This is a genomic window from Kosakonia quasisacchari (assembly GCF_004331415.1).
Taxonomy (GTDB): Bacteria; Pseudomonadota; Gammaproteobacteria; order Enterobacterales; family Enterobacteriaceae; genus Kosakonia; species Kosakonia quasisacchari.
In genome coordinates, this window is record NZ_SJOP01000028.1 from 15,366 (window position 1) to 33,617 (window position 18,252).

Here is an 18,252-nt window from a genome sequence, read left to right on the forward strand (position 1 = left end):
CATCTTTCCGGGTGATTGCCCTCACAAATTTAACGCCGACACTGTCACTATTTAGCGACAAAAATAGAAACTAAATTGCCTGTCTGCAAATTTATTACTTCAATAATTTATTTCGGGTCAAAAGATTAAATATTTCTTTGGAAATGGTGAGTAAATTCACTGGATTTTCGGCTAAAGTTCTTTTAGGATTTGTCTCATCTCATGATTAATTACACCGATTGTTGGTACCCGAAATGATAAGTGATGTCGATTGTACGAGGTTAGCAATGCCATCAGGAAGTGAAGAGCCGCAAAGGGACCCTGAGCTTAAGCGTAAAGCCTGGCTGGCGGTATTTCTTGGCTCTGCCGTATTTTGGGCAGTCGTTGCGTTATTGATCTGGAAATTCTGGGGTTAAAATGGCTATAGCGGGTCGATTCGAACCGGTTAAGCAAGTATGTCAACTACATGACACACCAGCTAAAGCGAAAAAGAAACCTGTGACCTCTATTCCGGCTTCCTGGAAGCTGACGCCGCAGCAGCAAGCTTTTATTGACGCCTTCTCTGAAGACGACATCAAAAAACAATAAATATATCATCAGAATAAATGTGGAAAATTATCCCTGCTATTCATTGATGTGTTCTTTTGTACTCTTTAATTAATACACAGCATAAATGAATTGAGTAATGACTCAGTTTTAATGAATAGATTTTCTGGTAATAAATTTATGAGTAATGATTGCGGAATGAAATATTGGTCGTGGTTAGCCGCTTTTTCTGTTTCCATCCTTTTCTGGGGACAGGTTGTCTGGGCTACCCTTCGGTAATGAATTGAAAAACCTCGCATCTGCGAGGTTTTTTATTTCCCTTCACCTGAAAGATTTTCCCTTTTGTAGCAATTTTGGTTGTTATCAAAACGTTACGATATGTTTGTGTTATCTTTAATACAGACCCTGAAGAGCATCAGGGTAAGCAATCCCTGTTATTAAGGAGGAGCACATGTCGTCAACCCTACGCGAAGCCAGTAAGGACACGTTGCAGGCAGAGAACAAAACTTATCACTACTACAGCTTGCCGCTGGCCGCTAAACAACTTGGGGATATCTCACGGTTACCCAAGTCGCTAAAAGTTTTACTGGAAAATCTCCTGCGCTGGCAGGACGAAGAATCCGTCACTGAAGAAGATATCCGTGCCCTGGCCGGTTGGCTCGACAGTGCGCATGCCGATCGCGAAATCGCCTATCGCCCTGCAAGGGTCCTGATGCAGGATTTTACCGGCGTTCCCGCCGTCGTTGATTTAGCGGCGATGCGTGAAGCGGTGAAACGCCTTGGGGGCGATACCACCAAAGTGAACCCACTCTCCCCGGTCGATCTGGTGATTGACCACTCTGTTACCGTTGACCATTTCGGTGACGATGACGCCTTCGAAGAGAATGTTCGCCTTGAAATGGAACGTAACCACGAGCGTTATGTTTTCTTGCGCTGGGGCCAGCAGGCGTTTAGCCGTTTCAGCGTGGTACCGCCGGGGACAGGAATATGCCACCAGGTGAATCTCGAATACCTTGGCAAAGCGGTCTGGAGCGAATTGCAGGGCAAAGAGTGGGTTGCCTATCCGGACACACTTGTCGGCACCGATTCTCACACCACTATGATTAATGGCCTCGGTGTGTTGGGCTGGGGCGTGGGGGGAATTGAAGCCGAAGCGGCGATGCTGGGGCAACCGGTGTCGATGCTGATCCCGGATGTCGTCGGCTTTAAACTGAGCGGCAAATTGCGAGAAGGGATCACGGCAACCGATCTGGTGCTGACGGTCACGCAAATGCTGCGTAAACACGGCGTTGTCGGTAAATTTGTTGAGTTTTACGGCGATGGCCTTGATTCGTTGCCGCTTGCCGACCGTGCCACCATTGCCAATATGGCCCCGGAATATGGCGCCACATGCGGTTTTTTCCCAATCGATGGCGTGACGCTCGATTATATGCGCCTGAGTGGTCGTAGCGAAGAGCAAGTCGCGTTGGTGGAGGCTTATGCGAAAGCACAAGGTATGTGGCGTAACCCGGGCGATGAGCCCGTCTTTACCAGCACCCTTGAACTGAACATGCGCGACGTTGAAGCGAGCCTCGCCGGGCCAAAACGCCCACAGGATCGCGTCGCACTGAGCGATGTGCCTAAAGCCTTCGCCGCCAGCTCGGAACTTGAACTGAACACGGCGCAAAAAGATCGCAAACCGGTCGATTACGTGCTGAATGGGCAGAAATATCAATTGCCGGATGGCGCAGTGGTAATTTCTGCGATCACCTCTTGCACGAATACTTCCAACCCCAGTGTGTTGATGGCCGCTGGCCTGCTGGCTAAAAAAGCGGTCACTGCCGGGCTCAAACGCCAGCCGTGGGTGAAAGCATCGCTGGCCCCTGGCTCGAAGGTGGTTTCTGACTATCTTGCACAGGCGCGATTAACGCCTTATCTGGATGAACTGGGCTTTAACCTTGTCGGTTACGGGTGTACCACCTGTATCGGCAACTCCGGGCCGTTACCCGAGCCGATTGAACAGGCGATCCGTGAAGGCGATCTCACCGTCGGTGCGGTGCTTTCGGGCAACCGCAATTTCGAAGGGCGTATTCACCCACTGGTAAAAACGAACTGGCTCGCATCACCGCCGCTGGTGGTGGCTTATGCGCTGGCGGGCAATATGAATATCAACCTCGCCACCGACCCGCTCGGTCATGACCGGAAAGGTGATCCGGTCTACTTAAAAGATATCTGGCCAACAAGCAGTGAGATAGCCCGTGCGGTTGAGCAAGTCTCCACCGAGATGTTCCGCAAGGAGTATGCCGAGGTGTTTGAAGGCACGCCGGAGTGGAAGGCAATTGAGGTTGAACGCTCCGATACTTATGGTTGGCAGAATGATTCGACTTACATTCGGTTATCGCCATTCTTTGAAGATATGCAGGCGCAGCCGAAACCAGTGGAAGATATTCATGGCGCGCGGATTCTGGCGATGCTGGGGGATTCGGTCACGACTGACCATATTTCGCCCGCAGGTAGCATCAAAGCAGACAGCCCGGCTGGCCGTTATCTGCAAAGTCATGGCGTTGAGCGCCGTGATTTTAACTCCTACGGCTCGCGACGTGGCAACCATGAAGTGATGATGCGTGGGACATTTGCCAACATCCGTATTCGCAACGAAATGGTGCCGGGTGTGGAAGGTGGCATGACACGTCATCTCCCGGGGAGTGAAGTGGTTTCTATTTATGATGCTGCTGTTCGCTACCAGCAAGCGGGTACGCCGCTGGCGGTGATTGCTGGCAAAGAGTACGGTTCTGGCTCCAGCCGCGATTGGGCGGCGAAAGGGCCACGCTTGCTGGGCGTGCGCGTGGTGATTGCGGAATCCTTCGAGCGTATTCACCGGTCTAACCTAATTGGTATGGGGATCCTGCCGCTTGAGTTTCCTCAAGGCGTGACGCGAAAAACGCTGGCATTGACGGGGGAGGAAAAGCTGGACGTTGTCGATCTGCAAAACATCACGCCGGGTGGAACGTTAGCCGTGACATTAACCCGAGCCGATGGCAAACAGGAGGCGCTGGCGTGCCGCTGTCGCATTGATACGGCGACTGAGCTGACCTATTACCGCAATGATGGCATTCTGCATTACGTGATCCGTAATATGTTGAATTAAAAACAAAGGCCTGCATTTGCAGGCCTGTTTCATAGCAGATGGGGCGCTTACTTCAGCAGGTGCCCCATTTTTTCAGCTTTTGTATCCAAATAGTGCGCATTTTTCGGGTTACGCCCGACAATCAGCGGTACGCGCTCTACAATGTTGATTCCCGCCTCGGTAAGAATCTCAACTTTTTTCGGATTATTAGTCAGCAGACGAACTTCGTCCACCGTCAGCAATTTAAACATATCCGCGCAAAGCGTGAAGTCTCGTTCATCAGCAGCAAAACCCAATTGATGGTTTGCTTCCACGGTGTCATAGCCCTGATCCTGCAGCGCATACGCGCGAATTTTATTCAGCAAACCGATGTTACGGCCTTCCTGGCGATGATAAAGCAGTACACCACGGCCTTCTTCAGCAATATGATTAAGCGCCGCTTCAAGTTGGAAACCGCAATCACAGCGTAGACTAAATAATGCATCACCGGTCAGACACTCGGAGTGAACGCGAGCGAGTACGGGCTGTTGCCCGGAAATATCACCGAAAACAAGGGCTACATGATCCTGCCCGGTTGCCAGTTCTTCAAAACCCACCATCAGGAAGTCGCCCCATGGGGTTGGCAGTTTGGCTTCTGCCACGCGTTTCAGTTGCATGTGAATCTCCGGATTTTTAGTGGTGCACTACGCACCTTTAGCCTGTTGGCCTTCTGTATAACCTCATTTTGCCACAATGCATTAAGCATCGCCTACTGGTGACCCACGCATTGCTGCTTAAACGCACAAATGCGTCGGTTTCAGCGGAAATGTTATTTTTCAGTTATATTGGTTCGCGAGATCAGAAGGAGAAAAGATGTTTTCCATTGCAAAGCGGACAACGGCGGGCGCGGCGATATTATTGATAATGCCGATGATAATGTGGATTTCCGGCTGGAGCTGGGAGCCGGGGCAAACCCGCTGGTGGCTGCGTTTTTTATATTGGTTAACAGAAACCGTTACCCAACCGTGGGGAATTATTACGCATGTTGTGTTGTGTGCATGGTTTCTCTGGTGCCTGCGTTTTCGCCTCAAAGCTGCGGTGATGCTGTTCGTTATTCTTGGCTGCGCGATTCTGGCAGGACAGGGGGTTAAATCCTTTGTCAAAGAACGTGTTCAGGAGCCGCGACCTTTCGTCCTTTGGCTGGAAAAAACGCACGATGTTCAGGCCGAACAGTTCTACACGTTGAAACGTAAGGATCGGGGAGAGTTAGTGAAAAAACAACTCTCCAGCCAGCATGATATTCCTGGGTTTTTACGTAAACACTGGCAAAAAGAGACAGGTTTCGCTTTTCCCTCCGGACACACCATGTTTGCCGCAAGTTGGGCATTATTAGGCGTGGGGCTCCTTTGGCCACGCAGACGAACATGGACGATTGCTGTGCTGCTCGTGTGGGCGACAGGCGTTATGGGTAGCCGGCTGCTGTTAGGCATGCACTGGCCGCGTGATTTAGTGGTTGCAACGTTGATATCCTGGTTGCTTGTGTCGCTGGCAACTTGGCTTGCCCAGCGCATTTGTGGCCCGCTTACGCCGCCGGCGGAGGAAGTACCGGAAATCATTGCACGCGATCAAGAGGGTTGATTTCCGCTGCTTTGCCCGCAAATCAGAATTTAACATCATGCATTTCCATTTCGCGCCGGGCGCTAAAATGGTAGTTTATAGGGCTGAATGCAGTCGTTGCATATAAATTCATCGCTCGGCAGCACATAACGGGACGTAATGTGAAATATTTACTCATTTTCTTACTGGTGTTAGCGGTTTTTGTTGTGTCGATTACCCTTGGCGCGCAAAACGATCAGCAAGTCACGTTCAACTATTTGCTCGCACAGGGTGAATACAGAATCTCCACGCTGCTGGCCGTGCTGTTTGCTGCTGGTTTTATTATTGGCTGGCTGATTTGTGGCCTTTTCTGGCTACGCGTTCGCGTTTCTCTGGCGCGCGCCGAACGTAAAATCAAACGTCTTGAGCACCAGCTTACTCCTGCCACAAATGTTACGGTCGCAACCGGTTCAACGGCAGTGAAGGAATAATATTTTATGCTGGAGTTGTTGTTTCTGTTGTTACCTGTCGCGGCTGCCTACGGCTGGTATATGGGGCGCAGAAATGCTCAACAGACAAAACAGGATGAGGCTAACCGGCTGTCACGTGAATACGTCGCCGGGGTTAACCTTTTACTGAGTAATCAGCAAGATAAAGCGGTTGATCTGTTCCTCGATATGTTGAAAGAGGACACCGGTACCGTTGAAGCACACCTCACTCTTGGCAACCTTTTCCGCTCTCGCGGCGAGGTTGACCGCGCGATTCGTATCCATCAAACATTAATGGAAAGCGCCTCACTTTCTTATGATCAGCGCCTGCTGGCCGTTCAGCAATTGGGGCGTGATTATATGGCTGCCGGGATGTACGATCGCGCGGAAGATATGTTTAATCAATTGGTGGATGAGACCGATTTTCGAGTCGGAGCACTCCAGCAATTGCTGCAAATTTATCAGGCAACTAGCGAGTGGCAAAAAGCCATTGATGTTGCTGAACGGCTGGTGAAACTCGGTAAAGATAAGCAGCGGGGCGAAATCGCGCATTTTTACTGCGAGCTGGCGCTGCAGCAAATGGGTAATGAAGAGATGGATCGGGCCATGGCCTTGCTGAAAAAAGGCGCAGCAGCCGATCGCGACAGCCCTCGCGTCTCTATCATGATGGGCCGTGTTTTTATGGCCGATGGCGATTATGCAAAAGCGGTAGAAAGCCTGTTACGCGTTATTGATCAGGATAAAGAGCTCGTCAGCGAAACGCTGGAAATGCTGCAAACCTGCTATCAGCAATTAGGTAAGAATGACGAATGGGCAGCATTTTTGCAGCGCTGCGTGGAAGAAAACACCGGTGCGACTGCTGAATTGATGTTGGCAGACATTATGGAGCACCGCGATGGGCCTGACGCGGCGCAGAGCTATGTTACGCGACAACTGCAGCGGCATCCCACCATGCGCGTTTTTCATAAGCTGATGGACTACCACCTGAACGAAGCCGAAGAAGGGCGCGCCAAAGAGAGTCTGATGGTGCTGCGTGAAATGGTAGGTGAGCAGGTGCGCAGTAAACCGCGCTATCGTTGCCACAAATGTGGTTTCACTGCGTTTACCATGTACTGGCATTGCCCGTCTTGCCGAGCGTGGTCGACCGTTAAACCGATTCGTGGCCTTGATGGCCAGTAATTTTTAAAAACGCTTTCATTAGTTACAACATACTGTTAATAATTTTTGACTATGCAGCATCTGCGCTGATATTCGCTTAGCAGCAAAAAATCGAACCTATTATTTCCACGCGCTCGCGGGTAGAATGCTCGCCGTTTATTCTTTTCGCGCCTGAGCGGGTGCCCTCATTTCAGAAGGTCTAATCATGACGTCTACTGTTTTATCGACTTCCCGCACTGTTACTGCTTCCCCGATTGTAGTAGCACTTGATTACGATAACCGCGACGCAGCCATGGCGTTTGTTGACCGTATCGATCCCCGTGATTGCCGCCTGAAAGTTGGCAAAGAGATGTTCACTTTATTCGGGCCGCAACTGGTGCGCGATTTGCAACAGCGTGGCTTCGATATCTTCCTCGATTTAAAATTCCACGACATTCCCAACACCACAGCGCATGCCATTAAAGCGGCAGCGGATTTAGGCGTCTGGATGGTGAATGTCCATGCTTCTGGCGGCGCGCGGATGATGACAGCGGCAAAAGAAGCGCTGCTCACATTTGGCAACGATGCACCGTTACTGATTGCGGTCACCGTATTGACCAGTATGGAAGCGAGCGATCTGCGCGATCTTGGCATTAACGCAACTCCCGCTAAGCATGCGGAGCGGCTGGCCCGCCTTACGCAGCAATGTGGTCTTGATGGCGTTGTTTGCTCGGCGCAGGAAGCTGAACATTTTAAAAACGCATTAGGCAAAGGGTTTAAACTGGTTACCCCGGGGATTCGTCCCGCCGGCAGCGAACCAGGCGATCAGCGCCGCATTATGACGCCGGAGCAGGCGCTCGCTGCAGGTGTAGATTATATGGTGATTGGGCGTCCGGTTACGCAGTCGGCCGACCCGGCGAAAACCCTGAAAGCGATTAATGCATCGTTAGGTATGGGGGAATAATGAACGACGATAACAGCCGTCTGGTTTACTCAACCGAAACCGGGCGCATTGACGAACCCAAAGAGCAACATACCCGCCCGAAAGGTGATGGTGTTGTACGCATCCAGCGCCAGACCAGTGGCCGCAAAGGCAAAGGTGTATGCCTGATAACGGGCATTGATGAAGATGATGAAGCGCTGACTAAACTGGCTGCAGAATTGAAAAAAAAGTGTGGCTGCGGTGGTTCGGTGAAAGATGGCGTCATTGAGATCCAGGGTGATAAACGTGATTTACTGAAATCATTACTGGAAGCAAAAGGGATGAAAGTGAAATTAGCGGGTGGTTAAGCCTGAAATAATTCACGAGTGTTTAAGCCTAAAACAGAAAGGCCGCGGTAATTACCGCGGCCTTATTATTTACACTGTGAAACGTAGACCTGAAAAAGAAAGTATATTTATTTTTTATTGTCGCCGTTCAAATGACCAATTACTTACCAACCTGGTGACCGATGATACCACCGACCGCTGCACCGCCCAGAGTACCGAGCGTGCTGCCATCGGTCAGTACAGCACCTCCAAGCGCACCCGCACCCGCACCGATTGCGGTATTACGATCGCGTTTAGACCAGTGACCACAAGCGCTCAGAGACATTGCCAGGGTAACTGCCAGTACTGCTGCGGCCATTTTTTTGCTTGTTAACATCATCATACTTTCTCCTGAATAATCGATTCACGGAAGAATGTTCTCTTTAAGTATAGTGCCTGTGAGCAGACCTAAAGATTTCCCGTGAAACCTTGCTGCGCAGGTGTAATTCAATCACGTCAGTGATAGTCACTTCCTGTTATATCGCTAATAATAATTTTACGCACAGGCCGATAACAAGACAGGTAAATAGTCTTAATCGAAGCGTCAGAATAATCTCAGATATGAGGAAGATAGCCCGCAATAGCGGGCTAATAGGATCAGCGAAACCCGCCAGTATTAACGATATCGACAATCAGGCCTTTTTGTTGCAGTTGAAGGTGCGCTTCCGGCTTAAGGGCTGAATCGGTGATCACTCGCTGAAAGCGTTCATCCGGGCCAAGTGTATAAGGATGGACCACGCCAAACTTAGAGCTGTCGGTGAGCACAATCGCTTCGCTGCCTTTTTCCAGTACGGCATTGACCACGTCGGTACGCATCATATCGCGCCCGGTAAATCCCGTTTCCGGTTGCCAGCCATCGATCCCGATAAACGCTTTGCTGAAATGTACCTGCTGAATGTACTGACGAGTCAGTGGGCCGACCATGCTTTCACTCTTTTTCTGATAAATGCCGCCAAGCAGGATCACTTCACACAACGCCTCTTTGAGCAGATGGGCTATATAGCTGCTCACGGTAATAATGGTGATATCACGCTGTTCGCCCAGTTTACGGGCGAGAAGGGCGTTACTGCTGCCATTTTCAATAAATATGGTTTCACCCGAACTTACCAGCGATGCCGCAAAATCAGCCAAATCACGCTTCACGGTGTAGTTGTTCATCATGCGTGTTTCAACATCATCGCTGTCCAGCGGGACAGCAAAACCATGTGTACGGCGCAAATAGCTTTGTTTTTCGAGCGTATTCAGATCCTGACGAATCGTAACTTCAGACACCCCAGTCATACGTGCGAGATCTGTAACGCTCATTTGGCCCTTGTCGATGACCGTCTGCAAAATAAGTTGTTGTCGGGAATTCATAGCCACAAACTTCTAATAATGGTTTGGAGAACGGGAATCGCCAGCACGCGCGTCGCATTCCCGGCTGCACGTACTGGCGAAAATAAGTGCATTTAAATTTCCCAGGGCGTTTTCGGCGAACCAGAAGAGGTCGCTTTATCGTTGTTATCGAGATCCAATAATTCGGCCTTCAAAATTTCTAGGTTACGGATGGCGGATTGGTAATCCCCCGCAACCAGAATATCCAGAACGGTATCTATCCGGCCGGCAAGGTGTTTCACGTCGATGTCTGCCATACCTTCACCTTTATGTCGAAAAACGAATGAATTCAATGATGCAGAAAACAGTTTAAAAAGAGAAGGAAAAAAAGGAAATCTCAAAAACTTATAAGCGCCAATTATATATTCATTACGCAACAAAGAGCCGGCGCTGGCGGTGGATTAGTCTTGCAGTGCGCGCAATGCGCTTTTATTACCGGAGGATAAAGCAATGACGATTATCAACCAGACTACCTGCAAACTGTTTACTGACGATGCACGCTTTACACAGCTTTCTGGCTATTACGAGGAGGAACGCCGCACCGTGTGGATGATGCTGCGCGCAAGGCCAAGACCTTGTTTCAACCATGCGTTAATTGAGGAGATCATGAATGTTTCCTGGCTTGTCCGACAAGCGGGATTTGCCGTTGATTTTTGGGTAACAGGATCGTTAGTCCCCGGTATGTTCAATACCGGCGGCGATCTGCATTTTTTCGTTGATTGTATCAAAAATGGACGACGCGAAGCCTTGCGCGCCTATGCTCGCGCCTGCGTGGATTGCGTTCACGCCGCGTCAAGAGGGTTTGACACGGGAGCCATCTCGCTGGCGATGGTCGAAGGCAGTGCACTGGGTGGCGGTTTTGAAGCCGCGCTGGCGCACCATTTCGTGCTGGCGCAGCGCGACGCGCGGCTCGGCTTCCCGGAAATTGCCTTCAATCTTTTTCCCGGCATGGGCGCATACTCATTGGTGGCGCGCCGTTCGGGAATGAAACTGGCAGAAGATTTGATCTACAAAGGGGAGTCGCATGCCGCAGAGTGGTATGAATCGCAAGGGCTGGTGGATGTCTCCTTCGAGTCCGGGCAGGGATTTCTCGCGACACGTACCTTTATCGATACTCTGCAACCCCGGTTGAACGGCGTGCGGGCAATGCTGCGTGCACGACAGCGCGTTTTGCAGTTACCACGCAGTGAACTGATGGATATTACCGAAGACTGGGTGGACTCGGCCTTCTGTCTGCAACCGAAAGATATTGCTTATATGGAACGTTTAGTCCTGTTACAAGATCGTCACGCTGCGGTGGCGCTTAAAGCAAGCTAACGCGATTTACGTGCCTGATAACGCCTAAACCACCGCTCGAATACGGCAGCGGGCATGGGTTTAGCAAACAAAAAGCCTTGCCGTTCATTGACGCCATTCTTTGTAAGAAAGGCGTCTTCTTTTGCATTCTCCACACCTTCAGCAATCACTTGCAAATTAAGCGCTTGTGCAACAGCGACAATCGCCCGCACCAGGGATTGAGAGATCGGCTGCTTATGCACTTCACGGACAAAAGCTTGATCGAGTTTGATGGCATCAAGCGGGAAGCGCGCCAGTTGTGAAAGGGAAGAGTAACCTGTGCCAAAGTCATCAAGATGCACCTGCGCGCCCAGGGCACTGAACTGCTGAATAACCGATAAAGCCAGCTCCTCGTTTTCAATCAAACAGCTCTCGGTCAGCTCTACATCGATTGGGCAATATTCAAATTTAAGATCCAGCAGCGCTTGTTTCAGATCGCTGAAAATCGTTTGATCCGCCAGTTGGCGCGCAGAGACGTTCACCGCGACGCGAACAAATATGCCTTTGTCGCGCCATTTCGCCACTTGACGCACCACATCCAGCATTACCCAGCGCCCCAGAGGCACAATCAAGCCAGACTCTTCAGCATAAGAGATAAAGTCCAGCGGCGGGATCAGACCACGCTCCGGCGATTGCCAGCGTACCAGCGCTTCAAGGCTACGCACTTCGCCGCGCCAGGTGATCTTCGGCTGGTAGTGGATCACCAGTTGCTCATTTTCCAGTGCCTTACGCAGATTAGTATCGAGCCATAAGTATTCAAATACGCGTTGGTTCATTTCCGGCGAGAAGACGCAAAATTTACCGCGTCCACTCTCTTTAGCGGTATACATTGCCGTGTCGGCGCTACGGATAATACTTTCCCGGTCATTACCGTGCTGAGGGGCGAGCGAAATGCCCAGCGAACAACCGGTGTAAACTTCAATAAGGCCGATACGGAAAGGTTGGAGTAAACGAGTCAGAATGCGTGATGCCATCGCTTCCAGCAGGCTCTGTGAGGTGTCTGTTGCCAGTACGATAAACTCATCGCCGCCGAGCCTGGCAAGCACCTGTCCTTCGTCCAGACAACTCAATATGGCCAGTGCGACCGCCTGCAAAAGTTGATCGCCAAACATATGACCGTAGGCATCATTCACTTTTTTAAAGTTATCAAGATCAAGATAGACCACACCGACCTGCGTCTCCCCACGTGCGCTTATCGCATCGCTAATTAACTCATGAATGGCGTTGCGATTGGGTAAACCAGTCACTGTATCGGTGTTGGCGAGAATGCGTAATCGTTCCTGAGCGCGACGCTCTTCGGTAATATCCGTACCGGAGCAAATGAGGAAAATTTCATTTTTACCGCTGCCGCTGTGAACAAATTTATTGCGAAACAGAAATAACCGCTGGCCTTTACGGGTTTTAATCCAGCGCTCAACTTCATAGGGTGTACCGTTGCGAAAAAAACCGCTGATGTTGCGCTTTGAAGCCACCGCTTCGCTACGACTCATAAACAATTTAAAGACGTTTTGTCCAATAACCTCTTGCTCTTTCATGCCAGTGTATTCTTCGCTCAGCCGGTTAAAGCGCTGAATATTGCCGTGCTTATCGAGGATCACTATTACTGAGTTCGCTTCGGAAACAACTTGTTCTGCGAAAGAGAGACCTTGTACCAGATCGCGGGCTACTGACTTTGTATCGTGCCAGGCTGACGCGCTGCCTGCCCAGGCTTTGCGGGATATTTTTCTGCCAACAAGGTGAACGGCGACATCCTCGCCGAATAAAGAGAGATGCATTGAGAGGCTGGACGTGATGACTGTCATTTCGCGGATCTGCGCTGCTTGTTCGTCGCTCAACGCAACAACCTGACTGACATCGGCGTTTTCGTCTGGAGCAAAGTGCAGTGCGTTACTGTCGGCGGTTAAACGCCAAAAGGGACTTGTCGAACCCAGGTAGCGAAACAGCAGATTCTGTTCCTGAATGTCTTTCATGCAATCTCCCAACCGACATAAAAGCGCAACGGGTACACAATTTATTGACGGATAACCACCTTTATTAAGGGGGTAATCAGGCATGAACGTGTTGTTTCTTCTTGGAATGTTTCGTTAAAACTTGTCCTGGTATTGAATAAAAGACGTGTAATAAATGGCATAAACCCGCAGTAAACAAACAGTTGACTAAGGTTTTATTGTGGTCGCTTTTGCAGGATTGTGGGAAGAATTCAGAAAAAAATGCGCGTGGTATCGCAACAGCAATTTGGCGCTTTCCAATGCTGGAAAGCGCCAAAATTAAAAAACGTTACAGCACCGGGCGGGCAATAACGCTGCGGGTTTCCATACGAACTTCCGCAATGGTGACATCAATAACGTCAGTCACTTTAAATACAGTTTCGCCTTTAATTTGTACGGTGCCATTTTCTTGACTGCACACCAGTTCGTCGCGCACAGCATGAATAAACGGAGCCGGAATAAAAGCAACAGCACCATTATCCACCAGACGTACGCGCATACCGCCGCGGCTAACATCAATAATTTCTGCTGCAAAACGGATATCGGTACCGGCTTTGTTTTGCAGGAAGCGGGCGTAGAGCCAATCGCCGACATCGCGTTCCGCCATGCGGTTCAGGCGACGGCGCTCAGACATTTGCACCGTGGCATCGTCCTGCGGGCGTTTCGGCGTTTCGCCTTTGATAATCGCTTTCAGCAGGCGATGGTTGATCATGTCGCCATACTTACGAATAGGCGAGGTCCAGGTCGCGTACGCTTCCAGGCCAAGACCAAAATGCGGGCCGGGTTCAACGCGGATTTCCGCGAAGGACTGGAAGCGACGAATGCGGCTATCCAGGAAGCCTGAAGGCTGTGCGTCCAACTCGCGGCGCAATTTACAGAAACCTTCCAGCGTCAGTACTTCTTCAGCATCAACATGCATACCGTGCGTTTTCAGCATCGCAGCCAGTTGTTCGCTGTTAGCCGGGTCAAAACCGAGATGCACGTTATAAATGCCAAAGCCGAGCTTGTCGCGCAGTACGCGTGCAGCGCAGATATTGGCGGCAATCATCGACTCTTCAACGATGCGGTTAGCAACGCGACGTGGCTCGGCGACGATATCCAGCACTTCGCCTTTCTCGCCAAGCACAAAGCGGTAATCTGGACGGTCTTTAAATACCAGCGCGTGGTTCTGACGCCATTGGGCGCGCAGCTGGCTAACACGTTGCAGCAGGCGGATCTGCGCCGCGATAGCATCGCTTGTCGGCTGCCAGCTGCCGGTATTTTCCAGCCAGTCTGACACGTCGTCGTAAGCCAGTTTGGTTTTCGATTCGATGGTTGCGGCGAAAAACTCGATATTGTCTTTGATAGCGCCGTCTGCATCCAACGTCATGCGGCAAACCAGCGCCGGACGCACTTCGTTCGCGCGCAGGGAGCAAAGATCGTCAGACAACTCACGCGGCAGCATCGGGATATTGAAACCGGGCAGATAGTTGGTGAAGGCGCGGATCTTCGCTGCGGCGTCGAGCTTGCTGCCTTCGGCAATCCAGGCTGTAGGGTCGGCAATCGCCACGGTCAGTTGCAGTTCGCCGTCGGCGGTCTCTGCAACATACAGCGCATCGTCCATATCTTCGGTGCTGGCGCTATCGATGGTGACAAAATCCAGCGCGGTCAAATCCACACGCTGCAGGCCGTCATCCAGCATCTCGGTCGCCACGCCATTTGGCGCTTCTTTTTCCAGATTGTGGCGCGCCAGGGTGACCCACCACGGCACAAAATGGTCTTCGGCGAAGGTAATAAACTGCGTCAGTTCAGCGTAGAAGCCGCGATCGCCTTTCAGCGGATGGCGACGCATTTCAGCGACGGCCCAGTCGCCTTCTTTGAAATCATGCTCAACGCCACGGGCGGCGCGGCAGGGGATAGCATCTTTTAGCAATGGATGATCCGGCACAATAGAGAGACGATCATCTTTCTTTTGCACTTTGCCAACAAAACGGGTCAAGAACGGCTCGACCAGCTCTTCAGGCTCCGCGCTTTCACGGTCTTTGTCGCTGTGGATGACGGCAATAATTTTGTCGCCGTGCATCACTTTCTTCATCTGCGGCGGCGGAATGAAGTAGCTTTTTTGCGCGTCGACTTCCAGAAATCCAAAGCCTTTTTCAGTGCCTTTTACAACACCTTCCGCACGCGGAGTTTGGGAATGAAGTTGCTGTTTAAGCTGCGCTAGCAGCGGGTTGTCCTGGAGCATAGTTATGTATTTTCGTGGCTAAAAGAGCGGCTGACAGTTTTACGCGATTCTTCCTGTTGCGGCAAGCGCTGTTTCAGCAAAATCGTGCTGTGCAATCGGCGGCAAGAATACCGGCGCTGCGCTATACCAACATGTCGCTAGACGCTTTGCCCGAGGGCGATATGCAGTCGGTTTAACCAGCCGTTCAGCGCACACGCGACCAGTAAGCTCATTGCCGCCTGGCGGCTGTAGCCTTGTTCCTCAAGCTGTAAAAATTGCGCAGGGCTAAACCTGTCTGGCGCGCAGGTTAGCATCTGCACGGCTTGCACCAGCGCGCTCTCTTTGTTTTTGCCTGCAAGAACACGATTGAGCTCGCGACTGCCTGCGCGCAGCGCCTGCGCCAGTAATTCATCGTTGCTGCCACGTTGCACATGCTGGGTAAAGCAGATTGTGCTGCCGTTGATGCGTGCCGTGTAGGCCGCCACCAGCCAGCTCAGCTGTTTGTTGGGGCTAATTTTCGCCACCTGTTCGCTAATCTCGCCCAGCTCATTAAGCAGCAGATGCTCATGTGCCAACAAGGGGGCAAGCAGGCGTAATTCCGGCAGCGGCTGCCAGCGCGCGAGTGACTCCATTTGCGATGCATTAGCAATACGCAAATCGACAATATCGATGCCGGTCTGCCATTCAGTAGTGGTATCACTAAAAAGTGCAGCGTCCGCTTCTTGCTGGGGTTCTATACCGGGTACGAACCGCACCGGTTGGCCGAGTGACGCTTGCAGGACGGCGACCACGCGGGCCTGAAAAGCAACAAAACCGATAATCTGATTGATGATCACCAGGTCATACAGCGTCAGACCCACGTCTTCTAACTGTTGTCGCGCACGTGCGTCAATAACCGAGGGAGACGCGGCAAGCTGCCGCGCATGTTGGGTTATTTGCGCCAGCCGGTAATTACTCTCCCGTGACGAGTCCGGGCCGGATAACGGTGCCAGCCGCGCGGCGTAGTGATTACATAACCGTTGAACGCCGAAAACTTGTGCCGCTGTAAGGGCTGTACTGAGTCGGTCATAGGCACTGAACGTGCGTAAACGGCTGATGCTTACGCGCGGCGGAAATAGCAGGGCATAGAGTTTTCGAGCGGGCGAAACAATGCCTTCAAGGTCGGTTTTCTGTTTCTCCGGAAGAGCGAGGTCGAGCAGAAAAGGGTCGTTTACTGTGGCCGCTTCGGGAACCAACGGTAGTACATGTGCCCGGCTGGCACTCGACTGAGTCTCATGATACCAGTGGCTTTTGCCTTCAATCCGGCGTTGTTCCATGGTCGTTCCTTGGTCTGAAAGTGGCGATCCGGATACGACGGCATGTCATTGTCGCCGGATCTTTTTTGCTGCTTAATCCTGGCGTAATGGAGGAGAGGGATGAAAGATTGTTAGGTGATAATAAATATCAGAATGGCATATCAAAAAAACGCCCCTTCAGGAGAAGGGGCGGTGCGGATTATTTAATTTCCAGCTCGTTCATGGCGGCGATATTGAAACCGCCGTCCACATGAACCACTTCGCCGGAGATACCGGCAGAGAGATCGGAGCACAGGAACGCGGCGGAGTTACCCACGTCCTCAATGGTCACAGTACGGCGAATCGGGGTAACCGCTTCGCAATGTGCCAGCATTTTACGGAAATCTTTAATACCAGAGGCAGCCAGTGTACGGATCGGGCCTGCGGAGATACCGTTAACACGCACGCCTTCCGGACCCATCGCGTTCGCCATATAGCGGACGTTTGCTTCCAGAGATGCTTTTGCCAGACCCATGACGTTGTAGTTCGGAATCGCACGTTCAGCGCCCAGATAGGAGAGGGTCAGCAGCGCAGAGCCCGGGTTCAGCATTTCGCGGCAGGCTTTCGCCAGCGCTACAAAGCTGTAGGAGCTGATGTCGTGAGCGATTTTAAAGCCTTCGCGGGTTACAGCATTCACGTAGTCGCCATCCAGCTGATCGCCCGGTGCGAAACCGATGGAGTGAACGAAACCGTCAAACTTCGGCCAGGTTTTTGCCAGGTCGGTGAACAGGGCGTCGATGCTTTCATCTTTAGCGACATCACATTCCAGAACGATGCTGGAACCCAGCTGGGCGGCAAACTCTTCAACGCGGCCTTTCAGCTTGTCGTTCTGGTAGGTGAATGCCAGTTCAGCGCCTTCGCGGTGCATAGCCTGCGCGATGCCGTATGCGATGGACAGTTTGCTGGCGACGCCAGTTACCAGAATGCGCTTACCGGAAAGAAAACCCATAGCTCTAATCCTTATATTCATTGTTGTGGCGAGCGCCATCATTTTGGGGCGATCGTCGTTAAAACGCGGCGATTCTATCATGAGTCGCCGAATGAGTTAATCCGACCACTGAAACTATTGAATCAGCGGTCTTGTCGCCACGCATCGGCTGTTAAAGCTTCGCCAAAATGCCCGGCAATTAAACGTTTTGTTAAATCATGCAGCGGTGAGGCGAGCACATCGGCGGTGCTGCCACGTTCAACGACTTCACCCTGATGCATAACCAAAACCTGATCGCTGATATGTTTCATCATGCCGATGTGCTGGGTGACATAAATATAAGAGATACCCTGTTTTTCCTGTAATTCCAGCATCAGGTTAATTAACTGCGAACGCATCGACATATCCAGTGATGCCAGGGCTTCATCAGCAATAATCACCTTCGGACGCAAGATCAGCGCTCGCGCCAGCCCCAAACGTTGTTTTTGCCCCGGAGCAAGCATATAGGGGTAATAACTGACATGATCCGGCAACAGACCGACCATGCGCAGCGTCTCAAGGATGCGCTTCTGGCGAACTTCCGGCTCAAGATCCGTGTTCAGGCGTAACGGGAAATCGAGAATTTGCGACAGTCGCTGGCGTGGGTTCAGCGAGGTGGTCGGATCCTGGAAAATCATGCGAATGTGCTGGCTGCGAAAAGTGTAATCACCGTAATGCAACGGTTTATCGTCAATCACCAGTTCGCCGGAAGAGGGCTCGACCATTCCGGCCAGCATTTTTGCCAGCGTCGATTTACCGGAACCGTTCTCACCAATAATCGCCAGCGTCTGTTTTTCCCGCAGGGTAAAACTTAGCGGTTTAACCGCTTCAACTGTTTGGCGGCGGAACCAACCGGTGCGATAACGGAAGGTTTTGCTCAGATTGCGCACTTCAAGCAAGGTTTCGACCATC

19 protein-coding genes are annotated in these 18,252 nt (G+C 51.4%); 10 read left to right on the forward strand and 9 right to left on the reverse strand.

Features of this window, described 5'->3' with window-relative positions:
- The first annotated feature begins 233 nt into the window (after positions 1-233).
- The 4 genes from E0L21_RS22235 to acnA all read left to right on the forward strand — a co-directional run bounded on the left by E0L21_RS22235 (position 234) and on the right by acnA (position 3,652).
- Positions 234-395 (forward strand): YmiA family putative membrane protein, encoded by a 162-nt coding sequence (locus E0L21_RS22235; RefSeq protein WP_082071763.1) that lies wholly within the window; start codon positions 234-236, stop codon positions 393-395.
- Position 396: 1 nt separating this feature from the next.
- Positions 397-567: a hypothetical protein gene (locus E0L21_RS25045; RefSeq protein ID WP_016495872.1), complete on the forward strand. Its 171-nt coding sequence runs from the start codon at positions 397-399 to the stop codon at positions 565-567.
- A gap of 138 nt (positions 568-705) precedes the next feature.
- Positions 706-804 (forward strand): small membrane protein YmiC, encoded by a 99-nt coding sequence (ymiC, locus tag E0L21_RS25275; RefSeq protein WP_235855277.1) that lies wholly within the window; start codon positions 706-708, stop codon positions 802-804.
- 172 nt (positions 805-976) lie between these two features.
- Entirely contained in the window at positions 977-3,652 is a 2,676-nt protein-coding gene (acnA, locus tag E0L21_RS22240) for an aconitate hydratase AcnA (protein ID WP_131413348.1), read from the forward strand.
- A 47-nt stretch (positions 3,653-3,699) separates the two neighbouring features.
- Here the strand turns inward: acnA and ribA are convergent, their stop codons facing one another.
- Complete coding sequence (gene ribA / locus E0L21_RS22245) at positions 3,700-4,287, reverse strand: GTP cyclohydrolase II (RefSeq protein WP_131413350.1); 588 nt, start codon at positions 4,285-4,287, stop codon at positions 3,700-3,702.
- Between the two features lie 196 nt (positions 4,288-4,483).
- On the opposite strand from ribA, the gene pgpB reads away from it, so the two are divergent.
- From pgpB to yciH, 5 genes are all read left to right on the forward strand, one after another.
- A complete protein-coding gene (gene pgpB / locus E0L21_RS22250) occupies positions 4,484-5,248 on the forward strand; it encodes a phosphatidylglycerophosphatase B (protein WP_131413352.1) in 765 nt (254 codons plus the stop codon).
- A gap of 140 nt (positions 5,249-5,388) precedes the next feature.
- Positions 5,389-5,697 carry a LapA family protein gene (locus E0L21_RS22255; RefSeq protein WP_131413354.1) on the forward strand — a complete coding sequence of 103 codons (309 nt, stop codon included), beginning with the start codon at positions 5,389-5,391 and terminating at the stop codon, positions 5,695-5,697.
- Positions 5,698-5,703: 6 nt separating this feature from the next.
- Positions 5,704-6,873 (forward strand): lipopolysaccharide assembly protein LapB, encoded by a 1,170-nt coding sequence (gene lapB, locus E0L21_RS22260; protein WP_131413356.1) that lies wholly within the window; start codon positions 5,704-5,706, stop codon positions 6,871-6,873.
- A gap of 184 nt (positions 6,874-7,057) precedes the next feature.
- Positions 7,058-7,795 carry an orotidine-5'-phosphate decarboxylase gene (pyrF, locus tag E0L21_RS22265; RefSeq protein ID WP_131413358.1) on the forward strand — a complete coding sequence of 246 codons (738 nt, stop codon included), beginning with the start codon at positions 7,058-7,060 and terminating at the stop codon, positions 7,793-7,795.
- On the forward strand, positions 7,795-8,121 hold the full coding sequence (yciH, locus tag E0L21_RS22270) for a stress response translation initiation inhibitor YciH (RefSeq protein ID WP_131413360.1): 327 nt from the start codon (positions 7,795-7,797) through the stop codon (positions 8,119-8,121). Before pyrF ends, yciH begins: the two co-directional genes overlap by 1 nt.
- A 139-nt stretch (positions 8,122-8,260) precedes the next feature.
- Here yciH and osmB read toward each other — a convergent pair whose 3' ends face one another.
- The 3 genes from osmB to yciZ form a co-directional block, all read right to left on the reverse strand.
- Positions 8,261-8,479 carry an osmotically-inducible lipoprotein OsmB gene (gene osmB / locus E0L21_RS22275; RefSeq protein ID WP_025263597.1) on the reverse strand — a complete coding sequence of 73 codons (219 nt, stop codon included), beginning with the start codon at positions 8,477-8,479 and terminating at the stop codon, positions 8,261-8,263.
- Positions 8,480-8,736: 257 nt separating this feature from the next.
- On the reverse strand, positions 8,737-9,495 hold the full coding sequence (yciT, locus tag E0L21_RS22285; RefSeq protein ID WP_017457197.1) for a DNA-binding transcriptional regulator YciT: 759 nt from the start codon (positions 9,493-9,495) through the stop codon (positions 8,737-8,739).
- Positions 9,496-9,587: 92 nt separating this feature from the next.
- On the reverse strand, positions 9,588-9,770 hold the full coding sequence (yciZ, locus tag E0L21_RS22290) for a protein YciZ/DeoL (RefSeq protein ID WP_131413364.1): 183 nt from the start codon (positions 9,768-9,770) through the stop codon (positions 9,588-9,590).
- A 193-nt stretch (positions 9,771-9,963) separates the two neighbouring features.
- On the opposite strand from yciZ, the gene E0L21_RS22295 reads away from it, so the two are divergent.
- The gene (locus tag E0L21_RS22295) at positions 9,964-10,830 is read left to right on the forward strand and encodes a crotonase/enoyl-CoA hydratase family protein (protein ID WP_131413366.1); all 867 of its coding nucleotides are present in this window, start codon (positions 9,964-9,966) and stop codon (positions 10,828-10,830) included.
- Here E0L21_RS22295 and pdeR read toward each other — a convergent pair.
- The 5 genes from pdeR to sapF form a co-directional block, all read right to left on the reverse strand.
- Positions 10,827-12,818, reverse strand: a complete 1,992-nt coding sequence (gene pdeR, locus E0L21_RS22300; protein ID WP_131413368.1) for a cyclic di-GMP phosphodiesterase — start codon at positions 12,816-12,818, stop codon at positions 10,827-10,829. The genes E0L21_RS22295 and pdeR overlap by 4 nt on opposite strands.
- A gap of 307 nt (positions 12,819-13,125) precedes the next feature.
- Positions 13,126-15,060, reverse strand: coding sequence for an exoribonuclease II (locus E0L21_RS22305; protein ID WP_131413370.1), 1,935 nt, complete (start codon positions 15,058-15,060; stop codon positions 13,126-13,128).
- 137 nt (positions 15,061-15,197) lie between these two features.
- Entirely contained in the window at positions 15,198-16,355 is a 1,158-nt protein-coding gene (locus tag E0L21_RS22310; protein ID WP_131413372.1) for a CMD domain-containing protein, read from the reverse strand.
- A gap of 178 nt (positions 16,356-16,533) precedes the next feature.
- The gene (fabI, locus tag E0L21_RS22315) at positions 16,534-17,322 is read right to left on the reverse strand and encodes an enoyl-ACP reductase FabI (protein WP_017457202.1); all 789 of its coding nucleotides are present in this window, start codon (positions 17,320-17,322) and stop codon (positions 16,534-16,536) included.
- A gap of 122 nt (positions 17,323-17,444) precedes the next feature.
- Positions 17,445-18,251, reverse strand: a complete 807-nt coding sequence (gene sapF, locus E0L21_RS22320) for a putrescine export ABC transporter ATP-binding protein SapF (RefSeq protein WP_131413374.1) — start codon at positions 18,249-18,251, stop codon at positions 17,445-17,447.
- Between the last annotated feature and the right edge of the window lies 1 nt (position 18,252).

Coding starts and splice junctions, on each gene's coding strand:
- ymiC (WP_235855277.1), top strand. CDS start 706: ATGAGTAATGATTGCGGAATGAAATATTGGTCGTGGTTAGCCGCTTTT.
- ribA (WP_131413350.1), bottom strand. CDS start 4,287: ATGCAACTGAAACGCGTGGCAGAAGCCAAACTGCCAACCCCATGGGGC.
- E0L21_RS22310 (WP_131413372.1), bottom strand. CDS start 16,355: ATGGAACAACGCCGGATTGAAGGCAAAAGCCACTGGTATCATGAGACT.
- sapF (WP_131413374.1), bottom strand. CDS start 18,251: ATGGTCGAAACCTTGCTTGAAGTGCGCAATCTGAGCAAAACCTTCCGT.
- E0L21_RS22305 (WP_131413370.1), bottom strand. CDS start 15,060: ATGCTCCAGGACAACCCGCTGCTAGCGCAGCTTAAACAGCAACTTCAT.
- E0L21_RS22235 (WP_082071763.1), top strand. CDS start 234: ATGATAAGTGATGTCGATTGTACGAGGTTAGCAATGCCATCAGGAAGT.
- E0L21_RS22295 (WP_131413366.1), top strand. CDS start 9,964: ATGACGATTATCAACCAGACTACCTGCAAACTGTTTACTGACGATGCA.
- pgpB (WP_131413352.1), top strand. CDS start 4,484: ATGTTTTCCATTGCAAAGCGGACAACGGCGGGCGCGGCGATATTATTG.
- yciH (WP_131413360.1), top strand. CDS start 7,795: ATGAACGACGATAACAGCCGTCTGGTTTACTCAACCGAAACCGGGCGC.
- yciZ (WP_131413364.1), bottom strand. CDS start 9,770: ATGGCAGACATCGACGTGAAACACCTTGCCGGCCGGATAGATACCGTT.
- pdeR (WP_131413368.1), bottom strand. CDS start 12,818: ATGAAAGACATTCAGGAACAGAATCTGCTGTTTCGCTACCTGGGTTCG.
- E0L21_RS25045 (WP_016495872.1), top strand. CDS start 397: ATGGCTATAGCGGGTCGATTCGAACCGGTTAAGCAAGTATGTCAACTA.
- pyrF (WP_131413358.1), top strand. CDS start 7,058: ATGACGTCTACTGTTTTATCGACTTCCCGCACTGTTACTGCTTCCCCG.
- fabI (WP_017457202.1), bottom strand. CDS start 17,322: ATGGGTTTTCTTTCCGGTAAGCGCATTCTGGTAACTGGCGTCGCCAGC.
- osmB (WP_025263597.1), bottom strand. CDS start 8,479: ATGATGTTAACAAGCAAAAAAATGGCCGCAGCAGTACTGGCAGTTACC.
- acnA (WP_131413348.1), top strand. CDS start 977: ATGTCGTCAACCCTACGCGAAGCCAGTAAGGACACGTTGCAGGCAGAG.
- yciT (WP_017457197.1), bottom strand. CDS start 9,495: ATGAATTCCCGACAACAACTTATTTTGCAGACGGTCATCGACAAGGGC.
- lapB (WP_131413356.1), top strand. CDS start 5,704: ATGCTGGAGTTGTTGTTTCTGTTGTTACCTGTCGCGGCTGCCTACGGC.